A 22,307-nucleotide genomic window follows, 5' to 3' on the forward strand; every position below is an offset into this window, starting at 1 on the left:
ATAAAGTAAGTATTAACGAGGATGGCAGTTTCGGGCAGCCACAGAACCTGGGAGCACCGGTCAATACCGAGTTCGATGAAAGCTTCCCCTTTATGGACAGCGATGGCAGCCTTTACTTCTCCTCCAACGGGCATGCCGGATTAGGCCTGTTCGATATCTTTAAACTGGAAGAGGGCCAGGTAGAAAACCTGGGCGAACCGGTGAATTCCAGCATGGATGATTTTGCCTATTTCCAGGTAGATAATTCAAAAGAAGGCTATATCTCCACCAACCGCGAAGGCGGCAGTGATGATATTTATGTCTTCAACAAGCTCAACCCGCTGATCCTGAAAGGACAGGTGACCGATGCGGTCAATGGCAAGCCCATCCCTTCGGCCACGGTAAGGCTGATGGATGAAGAGGGTGAGGAAATGGTGTTTCTGGAAACAGACCAGGAAGGAAATTACCAGACTGAGATCCCAAGAGACCAGACCTTCCCCGTAGAAGCCAAAGAGATCAGTTACGAGATTTTTAATGGAGAGGTTAGTTCCATGCAGGCCGATGACAAGGAGGAGATCCAGTATGATATTCAGCTAAACCCGGTAAAGGATGTGGAATACCTGGCCGAGATCGACAATATCTATTTCGATTTTGACAAAGCTAACATCCGCCCCGATGCCGCGGCAGAACTGGATAAGCTTATCGACCTGATGAAAAACCAGTACCCCGAGCTGGTCATCGAGATAGGTTCGCATACCGACCGCAGGGGTACCAACGCATACAACGAAAAACTGGCCGAGCGAAGAGCCAAATCCACCAGGGATTACCTGGTAGAAAATGGCATCGCCCCAGAGCGTATCGTTGCCTATAAAGGTTACGGCGAGACCAAACCGGCCATCGATTGTGACCGTTGTACCGAAAAAGATCACCAGCTTAACAGAAGGTCCATGTTCAGCGTGGTAAAAATGGATTAACCGGCTAACTAACCGGAAGAGGCATTCTGATATGTTTACTGTTCCCCCCGTTTTGGTAGCCCTTTAAAGGCTACGGCAGGAAACCCGGAATTGCCTCTTTTTAATAATTTTCAAACCCCAACAATTTGTTTTAGCCAAAGGTTCAGCCTCTAGCCTGAACCTTTGGCTTTTTTATTACGTAAGTATCATTAAACATGCTCTTCTTATAAATCAATAGTTTATTAACAAATTTTGGCATAATTGCTGAACTATTATGAGAGAATTGCAGAAAAAGAAATAATTGATGATACTAAAAAGAACACTAATCTGGAACATTCTTCTTTTCCTGATCCTTACCGGATGTTCAAAGGAAACAGAAGATTTTGGAAATGAAACAAGCACAAGCAGCGAAATAACCGAGCCTAATGGATCTGCCGAAGATCCTGAACTGGAGATTGAACGTTTTGTCTATAATGCCCTGAACGAAATATATTTATACAAGGCAGATGTACCAGAACTCGCAAACAACTATTTTGAAAACTCTAATGAAAAAAGCGAATACCTGGCTGGAGCTTCCTCCCCAGAAGCCCTCTTTGATGATCTTACTTCTAAAGCTGACCGGTTCAGCTTTATAACAGATGATTATAAGAGCCTGGAAGACCGGTTTGATGGGGTTAGCGGTGCCACCGGAATCAAATATGGAATTGGAAGGATTTCAGGAACCAACAATGTGTTTGGAATAATAAGATATGTTCTTCCGGGAACCTCGGCAGAGGAAGCAGGACTCGTACGGGGAGATATCTTTACCGAGATCAACGGTCAAAAACTTACCAGGAGTAACTTCTCCGATCTTATAGACCAGTCAGGTTTTACAATCAATGTGGGACAAGTAAATAATGGTGAAATCACCCTCACGGATAAGACAGTTACTCTGAGTGACGATCCTTACACTGAAAATCCTGTCTTTATTTCTAAGGTTTTTGAGATCGAAGGACGTAAGATCGCCTACCTGATGTATAACAGCTTTACAGGCAATTTTGACGATGAGTTAAATACCGTTTTTGGAGAATTTAAAACTGCGGGTGTTACCGACCTGGTCCTCGATCTAAGGTACAATGGAGGAGGCTCTGTAGAATCTGCCAAGGACCTTTCGAGTATGATCACCGGGCAATTCCAGGGAGATGTGTTTGTGAAGGAACAGTGGAATGCAAAATATCAGTCTTTCTATGAAACTCAAAATCCGGAAGCGCTTCTAAACAGGTTCGATGATAGGACACGAACCGGTGAAAAAATAAACAGTCTCAATTTATCTGAGGTATATATTCTAACTTCCGCTTCCAGTGCTTCAGCAAGTGAGCTGGTGATCAACGGCCTCGATCCATATATAAACGTAGTGCAGGTTGGTGATCATACCGTAGGGAAATTCCAGGCATCGGTCACCTTGTATGATAGCGATGATTTTAGTAAAGAAGGAGCCAGTGAAAACCATACTTATGCATTACAGCCACTGGTATTTAAATCTCTCAATTCTGTAGGAAAAACAGATTATGTAAATGGTTTGCAGCCGGATATCACCTACGTGGAAAACTTAAACGAATTTGGAAATCTGGGAGATGTAGATGAACCCTTATTACAGAAAGCCATGGATGCGATCTTAGGACGATCTGAAAGTAACAGGTCTGCCATTAAAAGAATTGAATTTGAACATCTTGGTGAAAACGGGATGAATGACCCCGAATTCCAGCGGATGTATATCAACCAGCTACCAGGTTTGAATTAATAAAATCAAACCGAATTAAAAAAGTCCAGGGTTCTAACTCCGGACTTTTTTTATTTCGGGATAATCGATATTTAATTTTTCATTAAAAGCCGTCAAAACCTATTAAATTCTCTTAAAAACGGGAAGATTATCTTGCTGCAGAATTGGTTTAAGGAAATTTTAAATAAACACCGTATAGAATTAACATTGAACCTTATCAATAAGGCATAAAAAAAAGGGCCAGCCTCTAGCCTGAACCCTTTTCTCGATTTGGGGGGAAAACAAACCTAGTTCGTTATTTTTTTATGAATATATTGGTGAAGTAATTTCTTCCTTCTTCATCCTGTCTAACTGAAATTCCAAAGTGAGTATAGTTACCTTCCACATTTTCTCTATGACCTTTACTTTTTAGCCAGGCATTTACTACCGCCTTGGAAGAACTGTAACCAAATCCTACATTTTCTCCTACAGCCTTGGCTCCTACCCTGTTCATAAGCTGGGATGCCCTCATGGAGAAATTGTCATGGCTTACTTCGCCTTCTTGTATCATATACTCATTATGACCTTCAGATTCAATAGAAACTTCAGCCAGCACCTTTAATTCGTTCAGGCCAATAGCCTTTCTGTAAGTATTAAGTTCATCAAGAATTTCAACCTCGATCGTATTATAATCGTATTCGGCCTTTTCAGTTACTACCTGGTCATAAGCGGTAACATCATCTTGAAGGCTATCTTTAGAGCACGATGTAAGAAACAACGCACAAAAAATTAACATACTTCCTGTTAACGTAATATTTTTCATCGATATACATGTTAGATTCAGGTAGGATAAATCTACATTTTTTATCGACTAAAGACATATATAAGCTAAAATATTACTAAAATTAGATAAAATTTAACATTATTTGTAGGAAAACACGGTCGGTTATTTGGTTTTCAGTCGATTAAAGGCCTGTGAGATGTTAAATCGATATTTGCTATTCGACGATAATTTCCTTACCGTCGTCGGCTAAAATCACCTTAGGAAAGATCTCCTCAGCCTCTATCCGGAACTGATCGATATTCGCGTACCTTGTAGAGTAATGTCCCAAAATAAGCGTCTGTACTTCGGCCAATTTGGCGATGCTAGCAGCCTGTTTAGCCGTGGAGTGTTTGGTAGGAAATGCCAGTTCCATCTGCTCCTCCAGGAAGGTGGATTCATGGTAAAGAGCGGTGACGTTCCTGATCAAAGGAACGATCTCCACATCGTAAACCGTATCACTGCAAAAGGCGTATGACTTTGGTGGAGGAGGATCTGCGGTTACGAGGTGGTTCGCAATGAGTTTTCCGTCCTCGGCCCTTACATCCTTTCCTGCTTTAAGGCTATTAAAAAGGCTGTAGTGAATATTGTATTCTTCAGCCTTATCTATTAGCAGCTTGCGATCTCCTTTCTTTTCACGGAATAGAAACCCATTGGTGTACACCCTGTGTTTTAACGGAATGGTAGTCACACTCAACTTATCATTCTCATACAGGAGTTGTGGATCTTTTGAAGTAAGTTCATGAAAAATGAGCGGAAAGTTGGTCCATGAATTGGCCAGTTTAAGCTGAAGGGTGATGATCTCCTTAATTCCTTTAGGCCCGTAAATATGTAATTCGGTTTCACGGTTAAGCAGGCGAAAGGTGGAAACCAGCCCGACCAGCCCATAGAAATGATCTCCATGCAGGTGAGAAATAAAAATATGTTTGATCCTGGAGAACTTGATCTTATTCCGCCTAAGCTGCACCTGGGTACCTTCGCCACAGTCGATCAAAAAATGATGATTCTGCATCTCCAGAACCTGCGAGGTAGGATTGGTAAAGCTTCGGGGAGTTGCTGCATAACAGCCCAGAATATTGATCTTCATTCGATCTGGTTTTTCAGCCTAGGTAAGCCTGTTTAAAATCCAAGATCCCTCTGGATCTCATCCATCTGAACCATGTCTTCAGCCTCCTGAAGCGTAGGAACAACCACCAGCTCATCTGGTAATTCATCGATGCCCACGGCATCGTTCACCAAAACAAAACTTTTGTTCTCGTTTCGGTGAAGGTTCGAAATTTCCAAAAAGGCCAGTATATTTTCAGAAGAGGCATTATTAAAACTTCTAAGATCTACCACCACATTCTCTGCCTTAAAATCATCATGATGGCGGGTAAGTTCTGAAGCGAATTCGGTTAAAGAATCGCCTTCTTTGGCTATCAATAAATAGTTCTCTTTCCTGGAAGTATTCATGCGTTAAATATGTTTCCCTCTAATTTAAAAAAATAGAAGTAGTCTTCTAAAGATTTTGCTATTGTTTAATTTTCGCGGCCAGCAAATAGATCACCGCCATTCTCACCGCCACCCCGTTCTGGACCTGGTCCAGGATTATGGCATGTTCAGAATCTGCAATATCACTGGTGATCTCCACTCCACGGTTGATTGGTCCCGGGTGCATGATCACGATCTCCTTATCAAGGCTATCCAGCAATCTTTTATTGAGGCCGAACTGTTTTACATATTCCCGGGTACTGGGGAAATAGCTGATGTCCATACGTTCGTTCTGAACCCTGAGCATATTGGCAACATCACACCATTCCAGCGCAGCTTTAAGATTGGTCTCCACCTCTACTCCCAGGGATTCTATATGTTTAGGGATAAGGGTTTTGGGTCCGCATACCTTTACCTGTGCACCCTGCAGTTTCAATGCGAAAATATTCGAAAGAGCCACCCGGCTGTGCAGGATATCACCAACGATCACCACTTTTTTACCGGCCACATCCCCCAGCCTTTCCCTGATAGAATAAGAATCCAGCAAGGCCTGGGTTGGATGTTCGTGGGCTCCATCACCGGCGTTCACGATACTGGCATTCACATGCCTTGAGAGAAATATCCCCGCTCCGGGATTAGGGTGACGCATCACCACCATATCCACCTTCATGGACAGGATATTATTTACGGTATCTATTAAAGTCTCGCCTTTTTTCACAGAAGATGAGGCCGCAGAGAAATTGATCACGTCTGCGCTAAGGCGTTTTTCGGCCAGTTCAAAGGAAAGCCTTGTCCTGGTACTGTTCTCGAAAAAAAGGTTGGCTATGGTAATGTCTCGCAGTGAGGGAACTTTTTTAATGGGCCTGTTAATGACCTCTTTAAAATGATCGGCTGTCTTGAAGATTAACTCTATATCTTCAGGTTTCAGATATTTGATCCCCAGTAAGTGTTTTACACTTAATTCACTGCTCATTTTTTATCTATTTTGAAATGAGGTAAACCGCATCTTCGCCATCGTTCTCTTTCCAGCTTACCTTTACTTTTTCTTCGTTGATCGCATCTACCTGTCTCCCATTATAATCTGGCTGAATGGGCAAATGCCTGCTAAACCTTCGGTCTATAAGACTTAAAAGTTCAATTTCTTTAGGTCTTCCAAAAGACTGGATCGCCGTTAGTGCTGCCCTGATGCTTCGGCCTGTATAGAGAACATCGTCTATGAACACCACGCATTTATCCTCAACAATAAAATCTATCCTCGTTTTATTGGCTTCCAGGGGCTTCTCACCCCGTCTAAAGTCATCACGGTAAAATGTGATGTCCAGCTGTCCCATTTTGATATCATCCAGGCCATATTCCTCTTTCAGGATCTTTTCCAGCCTTTCGGCCACATAGATGCCCCTTGGCTGAATCCCAATGAGCACGGTTTCCTTAAAATCGGTGTGTTTTTCTACTAATTGACAAGCCAAACGATGTAGAATGATATTGAGTTGGTTTGAGTCTAACAGTACTTTACGGCTCATGAGACTAATTGTAGATTGCCACAAAAGTAATGTTTTTTTTGAATTGAAAGCCATGCATTCTTCGATGATATCATTCAGTTAACCAGCTTCCCTCAGATAGTTTTTGTAAATTTAATAGAGCTTTTCGCCTTCAGATTTATCGATTTCAGCAATTTTCTAATTCATAAAACATGTTCAACAGCAAAGAGATCAGATGGTTTTTCCAGACCGAAGTCCAGTCCATTTCCAAATGGTTTGAAGACAATGCCTATACTTTTGAAAATACCGAAGCACGAATAGATTACTATCTCTCCCTGATCGAAAAAGAGGATGTAAGCATCAAACTTCGGGAAAACAATATCGAGGTAAAACATCGCCGAAGCAGGTCTGATGAGGAAAAGCTCACCAGCCAGGCTGAAGGCTATTTCGAGAAATATACCAAGTGGAGCTTTTCTTCGGCAGAAGATGATTCCCTGGTGCACGAGATCACCAATGAGGAGAAGCACGACTGGCTGCCGGTGAGAAAGGAAAGAATGGGATTTAAACTAAAAAAGGACATGAATGGCAATATTGTTAAGGTTAAACTGGAGGAGTTTCCGCCGTATGGCTGCCAGATAGAATATACAAGGTTAAAGGTGAAAGATGAGGCCTGGTATACTTTCGCCCTGGAATGGTTTGGAGATGAGGAGCTCAATTTTGATCTGAGTTTGATCAATGAAATTTTGGGAGATCATGAATTGAAATCCCAGGATTCTATGGGCTATGCTGAATTTTTAAAAAGTCTTTAAGTTGGCGATATCTTCCAAGTCTTGTTTTGAAGTTATACGACCTAAAAACTCCATGATCTCTTTCTCTACTACCTCTATATCCTTCGATTTGATCTCACTGCCAATAAAGTGGGTTCCCGGGGTCTCAAGAGCTTTTAAAACTTTTAAAGAGTCTGGAGTTGAAAACAACTTATAGGCATCTTCGTAAACACTAACCTCCACATGCTGGTCTTCCTCGATGAAATTCTTATGATAATACAAGGTAAGCACCGGTATTTCAATTTTCTTGAAAGTTTCCGGAAGCATGGTTGACTCCACCAAAACCTGCAGATCAACCAAAGCGCGTGACGGATAAATTGTATCCCAGTATTGTGTGGCCTCCGGCTGCTCGTGTTCGATCTTTTTCATTTCTCCGAAAGATATGAGGCTGGCGATCTCGTAACCCCAGGGTGAGTTTAGTACGAAAGTGCCGGGCTGGTCATCCTCGAGATTAGGAGAAAGATTAATAAGGGCAAAGATCTTATCTGGATAGGTTGCCGCCAGTTTTAAAGCTAAGGTGCCACCGGTCGAGGTACTCATGATGATTACCTTCTCCCCTATCTTGTTCCCTATCGCTAATGCCTCCTTCGCCGATTCCCAGGCATTCTTACCGTTAAAATTTTCCAGGGCCGCATCCGGCTGTAAACCATGTCCCGCCCAGCGGGCCATAAAAATGTTGGCATTTAAAGTATCGGCGATATGTTGGTTCACTGGATAGCCATCCCTATAACTACCGGCAAATCCGTGTAAATAAACAATGCTGTATTCCGCCTTCTCAGCTTCACGTTGCCAGACGATCCGGGCCTGGTTACCTTTTCTAACCGGCATGGAATCTTCTTTTTCAATAATTGAATGCTCCAATACTTTAAGATCTGAAGGCAAGTCTGGCAGCTTGGTTGTATACTCCGGGGTTTGGGGAATAGGTCCGGAGAAATAGGTTACCACCAATACTATTAAGAAGACCAGAGGTATCCAATATCTTTTTTTCATGTTCAATGATAAGAATTATTTAAGGCAGTAAAAGCCAAACTATTGTGAAAACCTGTAAACGCCTTCTTTTACAAAACGATTTCCGTGGTTTTAAGAGTATTGTGGATCAACAGAATATTAAAATAGAACAGCAAAACTAAATTGAACTTTAAAAATGTAATTCTATCTGGTGTAACAAAATAAACGGTACATCGTCATTGCAAGGATCACCAATCAATCATAATAGGATGAAAAAAATAATTCTTGTACTACTGCTTATCGGATTAGGCATTTCAGCAACAGCTGAAGAAAAAATGATCACCACCTCAGATGGAGTGGATCTATATGTAAAAATAGAAGGAAAAGGAAAACCCTGCCTTTATATTCACGGTGGACCCGGTTCTGGCAGCTTCTGGTTCGAGGAATTCTTTGGAGATTTTATGGAAGAGCACTTTACCATGATCTACCTTGATCAACGCGGCGTAGGGAGGTCTGGCAGCCCCAAAAATGGTGATTACAGCCTGGAAAGGATGAGCCTGGATTTTGAAGAGATCCGCCAGGAACTGGGATACGATTCCTGGCTTAGCATAGGCCATTCCTTTGCAGGAATTCTTCAGATGGGATATTTCGAAAATTACCCTAAGGCCCAGGATGGTATGATGATGATAAACTGTACTCTTTTTCTTGAGGACAGCTTTTGTAGCAGCTGGGGCCCTAAAGCTTCAGAATTCCTTGGTGAAACCTATGTGGGCTGCGAGAAAGACAGTTTAAGCCTTATGGAAAGAATAAGTAAGCTGGGGGATCAACTTCGTGAAAAAGACCTGTTCTGGAAAATGGCCTATGTAGAAAAGGAGAACCAGGCGATCATGGATGCTACCTACCAGGGCTTCCCAAACTGGAATTACGACCTGGGAAATAATGTATTCAATTTTGAAGAATACTGGAATAAATATCTCTCTGCAACCAGCGATATTGACATTCCGGTTTTATTCTTCCATGGAACGAAAGACTGGATGGTAGGCCCAGAGCATTATAAAAAGGTGGAATTCCCCAATGTCTTATTCTGGCAGTATGAAGGCGGGCATATTCCCTTCCAGGAAAACAGGGAAGATTTGAAAAAAGCGATCCTAAGCTATAAAACGAAATACAACTTCTCTATTTAGTGTTCAGATCAAAATAAAAAACCTCCTTAGTTGCCTAAGGAGGTTTAGTTTATAAATATCAGGAAAGATTACTCTTTACCTTCCATTTTGTCTTTCAACGCCTGAAGATCAGCATTTACATCACCGATAGTAGTGGTGTTGTCTTTGTTTTGCGCAGCTGATTTCTTAGCAGCCTGCTTAACAATCTTCTGCTCTTCTTCTTTGTGAATTACCATGTGAGAAGCTACCACTCTCTTGAATTCTTTATTGAATTCAATGATCTGGAATTCTGCTTCTTCACCTTTCTTCAATTTGCTTCCGTCCTCTTTTTCAAGATGTCTTTGCGGAACAAATGCAGTGATATCCTCGTTAAAGTCGATAGTTGCACCTTTGTCTACGATCTCAGTGATCTCTGCAGTGTGCTTGGTTCCAACTCCGTAATCTTTTTCATATTTATCCCAAGGATTATCCTCGATCTGCTTATGTCCAAGAGAAAGTTTTCTACCGTCCACGTCTAATTCAAGAACTACTACTTCAAGCTCATCACCTACGTTAGTAAATTCTGATGGGTGCTTGATCTTCTTAGTCCATGATAGGTCTGAGATATAGATAAGTCCGTCGATTCCTTCTTCCAACTCTACGAATACACCGAAGTTAGTGAAGTTACGAACAATACCTTTGTGCTTAGAACCTACAGGATACTTAGAAGTAATATCAGTCCATGGGTCTGGAGTCAATTGCTTGATACCAAGAGACATTTTTCTGTCTTCTCTGTCCAGGGTAAGGATCTGAGCTTCTACCTCATCACCAACGTTTACGAAATCCTGAGCTGAACGCAAGTGCGTGCTCCAAGACATTTCTGAAACGTGGATAAGACCTTCAACACCTTCAGCAACTTCGATAAATGCACCATAATCTGCGATCACAACTACTTTACCTTTTACTTTATCACCAACCTTCAGGTTCTCATCAAGAGCATCCCATGGGTGCTGAGAAAGTTGCTTAAGACCTAACTGAATTCTAGACTTAGACTCATCAAAATCAAGGATTACAACGTTAAGTTTCTGGTCAAGCTCAACGATCTCATTTGGATGGTTGATTCTAGACCAGCTAAGATCTGTAATGTGAACAAGTCCGTCAACACCACCAAGGTCAACGAATACACCGTAAGAAGTGATGTTCTTAACAGTACCTTCAAGTACCTGACCTTTTTCAAGCTGACCGATGATCTCTTTCTTCTGCTCTTCGATATCTGCTTCGATAAGCGCTTTGTGAGATACAACAACGTTCTTGAATTCATGGTTGATCTTAACCACTTTGAATTCCATGTTCTTACCTACGTAAGCATCGTAGTCTCTAATAGGCTTCACATCGATCTGCGAACCTGGAAGGAATGCTTCGATTCCAAACACGTCTACGATCATACCACCTTTAGTACGACATTTAATGAATCCGTTCACTACAAGGCTTTCATCGTGAGCTTTGTTCACACGCTCCCAGGCTTTGATAACTCTCGCCTTACGGTGAGAAAGGATCAACTGCCCGGTAGCATCTTCACGTACATCGATTAATACCTCAACCTCATCACCTTCTTTAAGGTCTGGGTTGTAACGGAATTCGTTAAGAGAAATTACCCCTTCACTCTTTGCATTGATATCGATAATTGCATCACGATCTGTAATATTGATTACTTTTCCTGTTACAACTTCGTCATCTAAAGTGTCAACGAAATTTTCTTCAACTAGCTTTTCAAATTCTTCCAGCTTCTCATCGTCGATAGGATCGATTCCTTCTTCGTAATTGTGCCAGTTGAATTCTTTAAGGAATTTCTCAGGATTTTCCTGTTGCTTTTCTGCTTCAGGTTGAGAGGCTGTCTCCATTCCGGCTACATCCTGCACTTCAATTTCCTGAGTGTCTTTGTTTTTGTTTTCTTCAGCCATTACTGACTTTAAATTTGTATTCTGAGTTTCTTCGGAAATCTTTCAGCAAAACAGAAACCACAGAAGTTGTTTATAGTTTTGATTTTCAATCCTTTTTGGATTTCCGGTCTTCTGCCAAAAAGGAGTGCAAAAATACGTAACTAAAAAAAAATCCGCAACTAATTACCTAATTAATTGCGGAGCTTTATTTTAGGGTGGGAATATCTAGGAATTCACTTCCTGGATCTTATCTTTTACGATCTTCAGGATCTTATCGAACTGCTCCTCAAGATCCATGTTCGAATTATCGAATTCTATAGCATCCTCAGCCTTTACCAGCGGGCTGTCCTCGCGTGTTGAGTCCAGGTAATCCCTTTTTTTTACATTCTTTTCTACCTCTTCATAACTCACGTCCTCTCCTCTTTCCTTTAGTTCATCATATCTACGCTGAGCTCTCTTTTCGGTAGAGGCGGTCATAAAGATCTTGAGTTCGGCATCTGGGAATACTACGGTACCAATGTCACGACCATCCATGACCACACCTTTTTCCTTGCCCATTTCTTGTTGCTCTTCTACCAGCTTCTTTCTAACTTCCGGTATAGCCGAAACTCTGCTCACCTGTTCAGAAACTTCCATATAGCGTATCTCGTTTTCTACGTTCTCCCCTTCCATATACATATCTGCATTTCCCGTCTCTTCATTTAATTTGAATTCGAGATCTACGAAGGGAAGATGCCGCAGGATAGCCTCTTTATTGAAGTTATCTTTAGAAACAAATACCTTTCTCATCATATAAAGGGTCACAGCCCTGTACATGGCTCCGGTATCCACATAAACATATCCTAACTCTTTGGCCAGTCTTTTGGCTACCGTACTTTTGCCGGTAGAAGAATGCCCATCTATCGCTATCGTAATCTTTTTTTCCATCACAATTTTATTCCAAGATGCAAATGTATAAATTAAAAACCGCCTTATTTCTCCAAAACCCATTAATCCTTAAATTGGGCCGATGAAGAAGAATTCCCAATTAGCTTTTACCGCACTTAGCATTTTAACTGTGAATAGGTAGGTGAATAAAACAATCCCAAAAAAAGAAAGGCATGTAGAATAATCCACATGCCTTTTAACTAATCAATTAAAAATTTCTATTAGAGATCTTTTGCATTCTTCACTCTTTCATTGGTAAGCGCGATATCTATAACCTCGCTCATTTCTCTTACATAATGAAAAGTAAGTCCTTTTAAATATTCTTCCTTTATCTCTTCGATATCACGTTTATTATCTTCACAAAGAATGATCTCTTTAATTCTTGCTCTTTTAGCAGCAAGGATCTTTTCCTTGATACCACCTACCGGTAATACTTTACCACGAAGGGTGATCTCCCCGGTCATGGCAATATGCTTCTTCACCTTTTTCTGAGTGAATAATGATACAAGCGACGTTAACATCGTGATCCCAGCACTAGGCCCGTCTTTTGGGGTCGCTCCTTCCGGAACGTGAATATGCACGTTATACTGATCGAAAATAGAAGGAATGATCCCAAGTCGCTCGGCATTTGCTTTGATATATTCCATGGCGATGGTCGCAGATTCCTTCATCACTTTACCCAGGTTTCCGGTAATGCTAAGATTACCCTTACCTTTTGAAAGTATTGATTCAATAAACAGAATATCCCCACCAACACTGGTCCAGGCCAGACCTGTTACCACACCGGCCACGTCATTATTCTCGTATTTATCGCGCTCCATTTTCGGGCTGCCCAGTATCTCGATAACATCCTGGTCTGTGATCTTCACATTGTACTCCTCTTCCATCGCGATATTCTTAGCAGCATATCTAACCACTTTCGCGATCTGTTTTTCAAGTCCACGCACCCCAGATTCACGGGTATAACCTTCTACGATCTTCTCGAGTTGCTTTTTGCCAATTTTAAGATGCTCTGAATTCAGACCATGTTCTTCCAGCTGTTTTGGAAGCAGGTGTCTTTTCGCGATCTGTACTTTTTCCTCAATGGTATACCCAGTTACATTGATCACTTCCATACGGTCTCTAAGGGCCGGCTGGATAGTGCTTAATGAATTACAGGTAGCAATGAACATTACCTTAGAAAGGTCGAAGCCCATTTCCAGGAAATTATCATGGAATTCAGAATTCTGTTCCGGGTCTAATACTTCAAGTAATGCTGAAGAAGGGTCTCCTGCATTACCCATACTAAGCTTATCAATCTCATCCAATACGAAAACAGGATTACTGGTTCCGGCTTTTTTCAGGCTCTGAATGATCCTTCCGGGCATCGCACCTATATAAGTTTTTCTATGTCCCCTGATCTCGGCCTCATCTCTAAGTCCACCAAGGGAGATCCTTACATATTCCCTTCCCAATGCCTCAGCTATAGATTTACCAAGGGAGGTCTTACCAACTCCAGGAGGTCCGTAAAGACAAAGGATCGGAGATTTCATATCGTTCCTTAATTTAAGAACTGCCAGGTATTCGATGATCCTCTTCTTCACATCATCAAGGCCGTAATGATCCCTGTCAAGGATCCTTTTAGCTCTCTTAAGGTCGAATTTATCTTTGCTGAACTCGTTCCATGGAAGATCCAGAAACAGGTCCAGGTAATTTCTTTGAATGGAGTATTCCGCAACCTGCGGATTCATACGCTGCATCTTGGAAAGCTCCTTCTCGAAGTGGTTCTGCACATGCTCATCCCACTGCTTATCCTTAGCCCTTTCCCGCATTTCCACGATTTCACCTTCATGAGAAACACCTCCCAGCTCTTCCTGAATGGTCTTCATCTGCTGGTGAAGGAAATACTCACGCTGCTGCTGGCTCATGTCACTCTGCACCTTGCTCTGAATATCATTCTTGAGCTCCAGTTTCTGGTTCTCGGTATTCATATGCTTCAGGGTAGCCAGCGCGCGCTCCTTAAGATCGTTCATCTCCAGCAACTTCTGCTTTTCCTCTACACTTAAGCTCATGTTGGAAGAAACAAAATTCACCAGAAAGGAATTGCTCTCAATGTTCTTGATCGCAAAAGAGGCTTCCGAAGGAATATTAGGGCTTCCTTTAATGATCTGCAGGGCCAGGTCTTTGATAGAATCTATGATAGCTCCAAACTCCGCATTATCCCTGTCGGGTCTTTGTTCTGGAATTTCTGCAACAGTAGCATTCATATAAGGCTCCTCAGTCATCACCTGGGTGATCTGGAACCTTTTCTTTCCCTGGATGATCACAGTGGTATTTCCATCGGGCATCTTAAGCACCCTTAAGATCCTTGCAACCACTCCTACCTTATTGATGTCTTTAGAAGTAGGATTTTCTACCTCCTCATCTTTCTGGGAAACCACTCCAATGATCTTGCTACCATTGTTAGCCTCGTTAATAAGCTTTATAGAGGCATCCCGTCCGGCGGTGATTGGGATCACTACTCCCGGAAAAAGCACAGTGTTCCTAAGAGGAAGTATAGGCAGAGTTTCAGGTAAACTTTCCTTGTTTATTTCCTCTTCATCTTCAGGCGTCATTAATGGGATCAACTCTGCATCCTCATCAATTCCCTGTAATGACAAACTGTCAATATTACCAAACTTTGTTTTCGCCATAATTTTATTTAAGTCAAACTGTCACCAAAACCAGAACTGGCCGGTTCTGAGCAGTATTTCAAAAGCCTTGAAAAATAAGACTTTCAGTGTTATTTCAGATTTTCTATTTCAATGTTTCAATTCCTATGCCACGCTTTATGGAAAATAATTTTTAAAAAGTGTAACAATTCGAAAACTTTCCCATCTTTATTACAGAAACCAAGTTTTAATTGACACCAACCATCACACATATTAAAGACCTGGTAGAGCGTTGCCGTCTTGGCGAGCAGCGAGCTCAAATGGAAATTTATGATCGTTATTACAAGGCTATGTATAACACTGCTTATCGTATAACAGGTCATTCAGCCGAGGCTGAAGACATCATGCAGGAAGCTTTTTTAAGTGCATTCACTAAAATTGACAGCTTTAAAGAAACTTCCACCTTCGGGGCATGGCTTAAACGTATCGTGGTGAACGAAAGCATTACGGCTTACAACAAAAAAGTGAAACTTGGAGAAGTAAGCTATAATGATGAATTAAAGAATGAAGCCGATGACGGCGGAGTAGCCTTGAATGAAGATGATAAAACCAATAAAAAGGTGCGCCTCATCCTGGAGAAGATAAAATCTCTGAAAGAGAATTACAGGTTAGGATTAACCCTGCATCTCATTGAGGGCTACGACTATGAAGAAATTTGTGAAATAATGAATATTTCTTACGCTAATTGCAGAACCATGATTTCAAGGGCGAAGGAAAGCTTAAGAAAAAAATTACAGGATCATGAAAAATAATGACTTTGACGAGCTTTTAGAAGGTCTGGATTTCGATATCGAAGAGCCTCATACCGGCCACCGGGAGCGCTTTTTCAAAAAGCTGGACCAGGAGGTTTCTAAACCTGAAGAAAAAGGAAAGGTTAGAAGACTATGGGCACCGATAATGGCTATCGCGGCCAGCTTCCTGCTTGCTTTCTTCCTTCTTGGCGAATTTGTAGCGCCAACGGCTTCAGCAAAAAATGCCGACCTGGCGAGCATCTCTCCCGAAATGAAACAAACCCAGGAGTTTTACACTGGGCTTATTCAAAAAGAGCTTAATATCCTCGAAGCAGAAAGTTCACCAGAAACAAAAGTCATTATAGATGATGCCCTTCAGCAGATGGAAAAGCTGGAAAAAAACTACGAGGAATTACGAAAAGACCTTGTTAACAGTGGAAAAGACAACAGAGTGATCCACGCTATGATCCAGAATTTTCAGCAACGAATAGACCTGCTGAACAATGTTTTAACCCAAATCGAAAATATCAAAACACTAAAGAACCAAAATCATGAAGACAATATTATCTAGTATACTCATCTTTGCCGCACTGGCCCCTGGCCTGCCCCATTTTGAAAATTCAGAATGTAGCGATCTAATTGAAAAAACCGAGCTAACAGGAAAGCATACCAAAGAAAAAAAGATCAAAAAAGAGTTCAAGGTAAGTGCAGATTCAAAGCTGAATATAGACAATAGCTACGGAAATGTAGATATTACTACCTGGAATGAGAACCGGGTGGTCATTGAAGTGATCGTCAAAACCAATGGTAACGACGAGGAAGAAGTAGAGAAGAAACTGGAAGAGATCAATGTGGAATTCAATCAGGATGCTTCAGGAGTAACTGCCAAAACAAGGTTTTCTAAAAGTGAAAAATCCTGGTGGAAAAATCTTTTCGAAGGTTTCGATAACGTGAATATGGAAGTGAATTACATGGTTCGTGCTCCAGAGGGCAACCACCTGGGAATAAGCAACGATTATGGTGGCATCTATATAGATAAAACCACCGGGAATACCAGCATCAATTGTGACTACGGAAAATTGGACTTGGGCGAGCTTAGAGGTAAAGCCAATGCGCTTACATTCGACTACACTCGCAGCAGCAGCATAGATTACGTGACCAATGCAGCGATTAACGCCGATTATTCCGATTACGAGATCAAAGAAGCCGAGCAGTTGGTTATTACGGCAGATTACTCAAAATCTAAGATTGGGAAGGTGTCCAAACTGGAGTACAACTGCGATTATGGAAGCGTAGAAGTAGATAAAGTGAAGGTTTTGATTGGGAACGGAGATTACCTAACCACCAAGATCAACCGTGTTTTCACCTCAGCAGACCTTAATATGGATTACGGTTCGCTTTCTATAGAAAAAGTTATAAAAGGCGCCAGGAACATCAATATAGATACAGATTATGCCGGGGTAAAACTTGGTTACGATAACGAGATGGATTTCGACTTTAATGTAAAAACCTCGTACGGCGGCATAAACGGACTGGAGCAATTACAGGTTCAGAAACAGAACCAGGGTAACAGCAATCATACGGTTTCCGGCTATTATGGACAGTCTGGCAGCGGAACCCAGATAAACATCTCCACCAGTTATGGAAGTGTGAAATTCTATAAACAATAATCATCAATCAATAATCAATTAAAATCATGAAAAGATCATTTTTATTTTTAGCTCTATCCTTAGTTTTTCTTAGCAGTGCCTGTGCCCAATGGGGTGGCAAGAAAGTTCGCGGTAACGGTGAAATGGTCACCAAAACACGCAGTGTTGGAGAATATGACGGGGTTCAACTGATAGGTTCCATGAACGTGGAACTGGTCTCGGGAAGTGAAGGTCAGCTCACAGTAAAAGCAGAAAGCAACCTCCAGGAGCATATAGTGACCGAGGTAAAAAACGGAACATTGAACATTAAACCAGAAAAAGGCTATAACCTTAGCCCGAAAGAAGAAATCCTAATTATTGTTCCGGTAGAAAGCATTATTGAAATTGCCGTTACCGGTTCTGGGGACATCTGGACAAAAGACAGGCTTAGCGCTTCGAACATGAAAGTACAGGTCACAGGGTCTGGAGACCTGAAGCTGGAACTGGATGTGGAAGATCTTGAGGGAATGGTTACCGGTTCTGGTGATATCGAACTAAAAGGTAACAGCAAAAATTTTGAATGTACCGTGACCGGAAGCGGAGATTTTGATGCCTTTAACCTGCAGGCCGAAAATGTGGAGGCCAGGGTATCGGGATCTGGAGATATTATGGTATATGCCGGCAATTCGCTAAAAGCATCTGTTTCAGGCTCCGGAGACATCGTATATAAAGGAAATCCAGAAAAACAGGATTTCAAAACCAATGGATCAGGAAGTGTATCTTCCCATTGATCAAAAAACAAAATGCATCAAACCCTGCTTAACCGCAGGGTTTTTTATTCGGTGATAATTCTTTTGGGCACGCGCATTAAAAGGAACACCCCTGCGATGAAAAAGACTACCAGAAATAGGATCGCATTACGAACACTACCTGTATTCTGGGCTACGAAACCATAAAGGGACATCCCGATCACGATACCGATCTTTTCAGAAACATCATAAAAACTGAAATAACTGGCCGTATCAATAGCATTTTCCGGCAACATTTTAGAATAGGTAGAACGGGACAATGATTGTATCCCACCCATGACCAGACCTACCGAAGCGGCTGCGACATAGAACTGTACCGGGCTGGTTATAAAATAGGCGTAACCACAGATAGCTATCCAAAAAAGGTTGATAAAAATCAAAATCTTAATATCCCCGTACCTTATCGCCAGTCTGGAAGTAAGGGTCGCACCCGCAACGGCTACCAGCTGAATTAAAAGAATACTTACGATCAATCCGGTGGTCGGGTCCTGGTCTCCCCATTCGAGCTCCTCTATACCAAAATAGGTGGCGATCAGCATAATGGTCTGTACAGCCATGCTATAAACGAAAAACGCAAGCAAATATCGTTTTAAAGGCTTGTTATGCTTCAAGGAAAGCCAGATTCCACGCAGTTCCCTAAATCCGTTAAAAAGAACATCCTGGGTAAGCCTGGATTTCTTATTACCCTTGGGAAGGTAATAGTAGGTATACTGACTGAATCCTATCCACCATAATCCGGTGAGCACAAAAGAAAGCCTGGTGGGGAATCCTTCACTTTCAAAACCGAACCAATCGTATTTAAGGATCATTAATAGGCATAGGATCAAAAGAATGACGCTTCCTATATATCCCAGTGAAAATCCTTTCGCGCTGGCCTTATCCTGCTGGTCGGGATAGGCGATATCTGGTAAATAGGAATTATAAAAGACCAGGCTGGACCAGAAACCTATCAGGGCCAGGAAATAACAAAGCAATCCAAACCAGAGGTATTCCAGGTTAAACCAGAAAAGACCTATACATGACAAGGCGCCGAGATAACAAAAGAATTTCAGGAAATTCTTTTTATTCCCAATATAATCGGCAATTCCAGAAAGGAAGGGACTTAAAAAACTCACCACCAAAAAGGCGGCAGCAGTCACGTAACTTATCAGGGTGTCATTATTAAAATCGATACCCAGGAATCTTACAGTATCATTGAGCTTATTGCCCTGTTCATCCTTTACGATGGTAAGCGCTCCGTAGAAAATCGGGAAGATAGCAGATGAGATGACCAGGCTGTAAACCGAGTTTGCCCAATCGTAAAAAGCCCAGGCATGGATAAGCTTTTTACTTCCTTTTGGTAGGTTCTTCATGCCTTAAAAATAGAAAAAGCCACCGAATCTGGTGGCTTTTGTATTTTAATTTTGGTTTAAGGCGACCCTAGAAGTTGGTTACCCCATATTTTCTGGCTTCCGCCACAGCTTCAGGAGCCCATTTCTGAAGATTGTTTATTCTGGTCTCATTTGAAGGGTGAGTGCTCAAGAATTCTGGTGGAGCCTGTCCCCCGCTGTTCTGTTGCATTCTTCTCCAAAGATCGGCTGCCTCGTTTGGATCATACCCGGCAATCGCCATTAGGGTTAATCCAATCCTGTCTGCCTCGGCCTCGTGGCTTCGGCTAAATGGAAGCATCACACCTACGGTAGTACCAAGACCATAAGCCTGAGCAAAGATCTGCTGAGTACTTTGACTTTCTCCACTCACTGCCACGGCTCCTGCTACAGCTCCTAGTTGCTGTAACTGCGCAGCACTCATTCTTTGGGCACCATGATCTGCAAGTGCATGGGCAATTTCATGGGCCATTACCGTGGCCAGTCCGGCCTTGGTTTCAGCTATATCAAGAATTCCAGTGTAAATCACAACTTTACCTCCAGGCATTGCGAATGCATTTGCCTGTTCGTTATTCACCAGGTTGAATTCCCATCTAAAATCGTTCATAAATCCCTGGTAACCGTTTGCATTCAGGTAACGCTCAGCAGCATTAACAATATTCTCCCCCAGATCTTTCACCATACGGGACTCTGAGGTACCGCGAACCACGTCAGCTTCCTTTAGAAACTGGTTATATTGCTCAAAAGATGCAGGGAATAACTGGTCGTTAGAAACGAAATTAAGGTTCTTTTCTCCGGTGAAGGGATTGGTCTTACAGGCCACTACTAACAGCACTATGCTCAACTTTAATAAGGCATTCTTTATTTTCATGGTTATTGGTTTTAGGAGTTTAAAAGTACAAAAGCAGCGATTATCACTAAAGCTTGTTTAAGTATGATTTAACAGAATTATGTACTCCAAAAACGATACCATTTTTGATATTTGCAGTCTTAACGGGACTTCACGAAGTATTTCCCCTTAATGTTATACTTTTTATAATAAACTGAAGAATTCTTAAAATATGACTAAAAATACCAAGGATAATACACCTGTTCAAAGACTTCTGGTGCCTTCCTACGTTTTAGTGCTCTCAAGACTATTGACCTCCATCTCCCCTTTCCTCGCAAGCAGGTTTGCCGCTAAACTATTTCTCACTCCTTTTAAATATGAACTTCCGGAAAGAGAAAAAAAGATGGACCAAAGATCTAATCAGAAAAAAGTGCTGGTGCCTTCCATGAACCGGCATATCATGACCTACGAATATGGCAAAAGCGATAAAAAGATCCTTCTGGTACACGGCTGGAGCGGCCGTGGCACCCAATTAGCCAAGATCGCCGAAGCCTTTGTTGAAAAAGGATATATGTGTGTGAGCTTTGATGCGCCGGCCCACGGAAAAACCGAAGGAAAAATGAGCATGATGCCATTTTTTATCCACGCCATTCATTATATGAACGAGCACCATGGTCCCTTTGAAGCGGTTATTGGTCATTCCCTAGGCGGCATGTCTTCTCTTAGAGCAATAAGAGAAGGAATGGAAACCGATAAGCTGGTGATCATAGGTACTGCCAATAATATCTCTGAGATCACCCGCCACTTCGCCCAGAACATGAAAATGAACGATAAGGTTGCCAAAAAGATGAAATCTTACCTTGATGACAAGTTCGATCAGGATATGGATGTGCTCTCTGGGGCCGAATCGGCGAAATATGTGAAGATACCAACCCTGGTAATTCATGACGAAAAGGACGTTGACGTGAAGATCAACTCGGCTTACGAGATAGATGAAGAACTGGAAAACAGCGAATTAATGATAACTTCAGGACTGGGTCATCGTCGCATATTAGGAGATAAGGAAGTAATTAACAAAATAACAACTTTTATCGCGGCACAATCTTTGTAATTTTATAGAAAAGATTGTCATGAAAAACCTACTATTATTCACTTTCCTTTCGGTTTTCCTGCTGAGTTGCAACGGAAATGCCCAAAAAAAATCAGATAAAAGTTCTTCAAAAAATTATGAAGTTTCAAAATCTGAAGAAGAGTGGAAAAAAGAACTCACCCCTCAGGAATTTGCCGTGCTGAGAAAAGCGGGAACCGAAACGGCTTTCACCAGTGACCTGCTGGATGTAAAAGAACCCGGCACCTTCGTTTGTGCTGCTTGCGGGAACGAGCTATATAAAACCAAGAATAAATTCGACAGCGGGACCGGCTGGCCGAGCTTTGATCGTGCTCTTGACGGTGCAGTCGCTTATGGAGCCGGCAATGTGAATGGGTATATGGGCGTAGAAGTTCATTGCGCCAGATGTGGAGGTCACCTTGGCCACGTTTTTAGTGACGGCCCAAGGGAAACCACCGGAAAAAGACATTGCATTAACGGTGTTGCCTTAGATTTTGAACCAGAAGAGAAAAAAGATGAAAAAATATAAAGTAGAAAAGACCGAGGAGGAATGGAAAAAAGAACTTTCTCCTGAACAATACAGGATCCTGAGAGAAAAAGGAACTGAGGCGCCTCATACCGGCAAGTACAACCTTCATTTTGAAAAGGGTGAATACAAATGTGCTGCCTGCGGTGAAAAACTTTTTGAGAGCGACGCCAAGTTCGACAGTGGATGTGGCTGGCCGAGTTTCGACGACGCCATCGAAGGAAAAGTAGAATATATTCAGGACCGCAGCTTCGGGATGATTCGTACAGAGATCCTTTGCTCCAACTGCGGAAGCCATCTTGGCCACGTTTTTGATGATGGTCCTACAGACACCGGCCAGCGCTATTGCGTAAATTCGGCCAGTATAGAATTCAATAATTAACTAAAACCGATAGAT

At 42.0% G+C, this 22,307-nt stretch carries 22 protein-coding genes; 11 read left to right on the top strand and 11 right to left on the bottom strand.

The annotated features are described in order from the left end of the window. Both FLP08_RS14610 and FLP08_RS14615 read left to right on the top strand, forming a co-directional pair. Positions 1-953 (top strand): OmpA family protein (locus FLP08_RS14610; RefSeq protein WP_156277805.1); only part of this gene is annotated, 953 nt, incomplete at its 5' end. A 283-nt stretch (positions 954-1,236) separates the two neighbouring features. Further along, complete coding sequence (locus tag FLP08_RS14615) at positions 1,237-2,712, top strand: GFO_1087 family putative carboxy terminal peptidase (protein WP_156277806.1); 1,476 nt, start codon at positions 1,237-1,239, stop codon at positions 2,710-2,712. A 274-nt stretch (positions 2,713-2,986) separates the two neighbouring features. On the opposite strand, the gene FLP08_RS14620 is transcribed toward FLP08_RS14615, so the two are convergent. From FLP08_RS14620 to pyrR, 5 genes are all read right to left on the bottom strand, one after another. Beyond that, on the bottom strand, positions 2,987-3,493 hold the full coding sequence (locus FLP08_RS14620; protein ID WP_156277807.1) for a CAP domain-containing protein: 507 nt from the start codon (positions 3,491-3,493) through the stop codon (positions 2,987-2,989). A 175-nt stretch (positions 3,494-3,668) separates the two neighbouring features. Further along, positions 3,669-4,577: a ribonuclease Z gene (locus FLP08_RS14625; protein WP_156277809.1), complete on the bottom strand. Its 909-nt coding sequence runs from the start codon at positions 4,575-4,577 to the stop codon at positions 3,669-3,671. Between the two features lie 32 nt (positions 4,578-4,609). Then, positions 4,610-4,942: a ribonuclease Z gene (locus FLP08_RS14630; protein ID WP_156277811.1), complete on the bottom strand. Its 333-nt coding sequence runs from the start codon at positions 4,940-4,942 to the stop codon at positions 4,610-4,612. A gap of 58 nt (positions 4,943-5,000) precedes the next feature. Next, a complete protein-coding gene (locus tag FLP08_RS14635) occupies positions 5,001-5,933 on the bottom strand; it encodes an aspartate carbamoyltransferase catalytic subunit (RefSeq protein ID WP_156277813.1) in 933 nt (310 codons plus the stop codon). 7 nt (positions 5,934-5,940) lie between these two features. Next, complete coding sequence (gene pyrR, locus FLP08_RS14640) at positions 5,941-6,480, bottom strand: bifunctional pyr operon transcriptional regulator/uracil phosphoribosyltransferase PyrR (RefSeq protein ID WP_156277815.1); 540 nt, start codon at positions 6,478-6,480, stop codon at positions 5,941-5,943. A 170-nt stretch (positions 6,481-6,650) separates the two neighbouring features. Between pyrR and FLP08_RS14645 the strand changes: the two genes are divergently transcribed. Then, complete coding sequence (locus FLP08_RS14645) at positions 6,651-7,247, top strand: hypothetical protein (RefSeq protein ID WP_156277817.1); 597 nt, start codon at positions 6,651-6,653, stop codon at positions 7,245-7,247. Here the strand turns inward: FLP08_RS14645 and FLP08_RS14650 are convergent. Beyond that, on the bottom strand, positions 7,233-8,255 hold the full coding sequence (locus FLP08_RS14650) for an alpha/beta hydrolase (RefSeq protein ID WP_156277819.1): 1,023 nt from the start codon (positions 8,253-8,255) through the stop codon (positions 7,233-7,235). The two genes, FLP08_RS14645 and FLP08_RS14650, sit on opposite strands and share 15 nt — an antisense overlap. Before the next feature lie 227 nt (positions 8,256-8,482). Here FLP08_RS14650 and FLP08_RS14655 point away from each other — a divergent pair, with 227 nt between their 5' ends. Next, entirely contained in the window at positions 8,483-9,397 is a 915-nt protein-coding gene (locus tag FLP08_RS14655) for an alpha/beta fold hydrolase (RefSeq protein ID WP_156277820.1), read from the top strand. Between the two features lie 68 nt (positions 9,398-9,465). On the opposite strand, the gene rpsA is transcribed toward FLP08_RS14655, so the two are convergent. From rpsA to lon, 3 genes are all read right to left on the bottom strand, one after another. Further along, positions 9,466-11,316 carry a 30S ribosomal protein S1 gene (gene rpsA / locus FLP08_RS14660; RefSeq protein ID WP_156277822.1) on the bottom strand — a complete coding sequence of 617 codons (1,851 nt, stop codon included), beginning with the start codon at positions 11,314-11,316 and terminating at the stop codon, positions 9,466-9,468. 204 nt (positions 11,317-11,520) lie between these two features. Then, a complete protein-coding gene (gene cmk, locus FLP08_RS14665; protein ID WP_156277824.1) occupies positions 11,521-12,222 on the bottom strand; it encodes a (d)CMP kinase in 702 nt (233 codons plus the stop codon). A gap of 221 nt (positions 12,223-12,443) precedes the next feature. Further along, positions 12,444-14,894 carry an endopeptidase La gene (gene lon, locus FLP08_RS14670; RefSeq protein WP_156277825.1) on the bottom strand — a complete coding sequence of 817 codons (2,451 nt, stop codon included), beginning with the start codon at positions 14,892-14,894 and terminating at the stop codon, positions 12,444-12,446. A 209-nt stretch (positions 14,895-15,103) separates the two neighbouring features. Between lon and FLP08_RS14675 the strand changes: the two genes are divergently transcribed. From FLP08_RS14675 to FLP08_RS14690, 4 genes are read left to right on the top strand one after another with little or no spacing between them, the layout of a single operon-like run. Then, a complete protein-coding gene (locus FLP08_RS14675; RefSeq protein WP_156277826.1) occupies positions 15,104-15,664 on the top strand; it encodes an RNA polymerase sigma factor in 561 nt (186 codons plus the stop codon). Further along, a complete protein-coding gene (locus FLP08_RS14680) occupies positions 15,654-16,214 on the top strand; it encodes a DUF4179 domain-containing protein (protein ID WP_156277827.1) in 561 nt (186 codons plus the stop codon). Before FLP08_RS14675 ends, FLP08_RS14680 begins: the two co-directional genes overlap by 11 nt. Next, positions 16,195-17,313: a DUF4097 family beta strand repeat-containing protein gene (locus tag FLP08_RS14685; RefSeq protein ID WP_156277829.1), complete on the top strand. Its 1,119-nt coding sequence runs from the start codon at positions 16,195-16,197 to the stop codon at positions 17,311-17,313. The genes FLP08_RS14680 and FLP08_RS14685 overlap by 20 nt, the downstream gene beginning before the upstream one ends. 26 nt (positions 17,314-17,339) lie before the next feature. Beyond that, positions 17,340-18,062, top strand: a complete 723-nt coding sequence (locus FLP08_RS14690; RefSeq protein ID WP_156277830.1) for a head GIN domain-containing protein — start codon at positions 17,340-17,342, stop codon at positions 18,060-18,062. A gap of 44 nt (positions 18,063-18,106) precedes the next feature. Here the strand turns inward: FLP08_RS14690 and FLP08_RS14695 are convergent, their stop codons facing one another. Together FLP08_RS14695 and FLP08_RS14700 are read right to left on the bottom strand one after the other, a co-directional pair. Continuing rightward, positions 18,107-19,432 (bottom strand): MFS transporter, encoded by a 1,326-nt coding sequence (locus tag FLP08_RS14695; protein WP_156277832.1) that lies wholly within the window; start codon positions 19,430-19,432, stop codon positions 18,107-18,109. A 67-nt stretch (positions 19,433-19,499) separates the two neighbouring features. After that, positions 19,500-20,318: a M48 family metallopeptidase gene (locus FLP08_RS14700; protein WP_156277834.1), complete on the bottom strand. Its 819-nt coding sequence runs from the start codon at positions 20,316-20,318 to the stop codon at positions 19,500-19,502. Positions 20,319-20,508: 190 nt separating this feature from the next. Here FLP08_RS14700 and FLP08_RS14705 point away from each other — a divergent pair, with 190 nt between their 5' ends. From FLP08_RS14705 to msrB (FLP08_RS14715), 3 genes are read left to right on the top strand one after another with little or no spacing between them, the layout of a single operon-like run. Further along, positions 20,509-21,387, top strand: a complete 879-nt coding sequence (locus FLP08_RS14705) for an alpha/beta fold hydrolase (protein ID WP_156277836.1) — start codon at positions 20,509-20,511, stop codon at positions 21,385-21,387. 19 nt (positions 21,388-21,406) lie between these two features. Then, positions 21,407-21,913, top strand: a complete 507-nt coding sequence (msrB, locus tag FLP08_RS14710) for a peptide-methionine (R)-S-oxide reductase MsrB (RefSeq protein WP_156277837.1) — start codon at positions 21,407-21,409, stop codon at positions 21,911-21,913. After that, positions 21,900-22,292, top strand: coding sequence for a peptide-methionine (R)-S-oxide reductase MsrB (gene msrB, locus FLP08_RS14715; RefSeq protein WP_156277839.1), 393 nt, complete (start codon positions 21,900-21,902; stop codon positions 22,290-22,292). The genes msrB (FLP08_RS14710) and msrB (FLP08_RS14715) overlap by 14 nt, the downstream gene beginning before the upstream one ends. Positions 22,293-22,307 lie beyond the last annotated feature (15 nt).

It is taken from the genome of Christiangramia aestuarii (assembly GCF_009735585.1).
GTDB classification, from domain to species: Bacteria; Bacteroidota; Bacteroidia; order Flavobacteriales; family Flavobacteriaceae; genus Christiangramia; species Christiangramia aestuarii.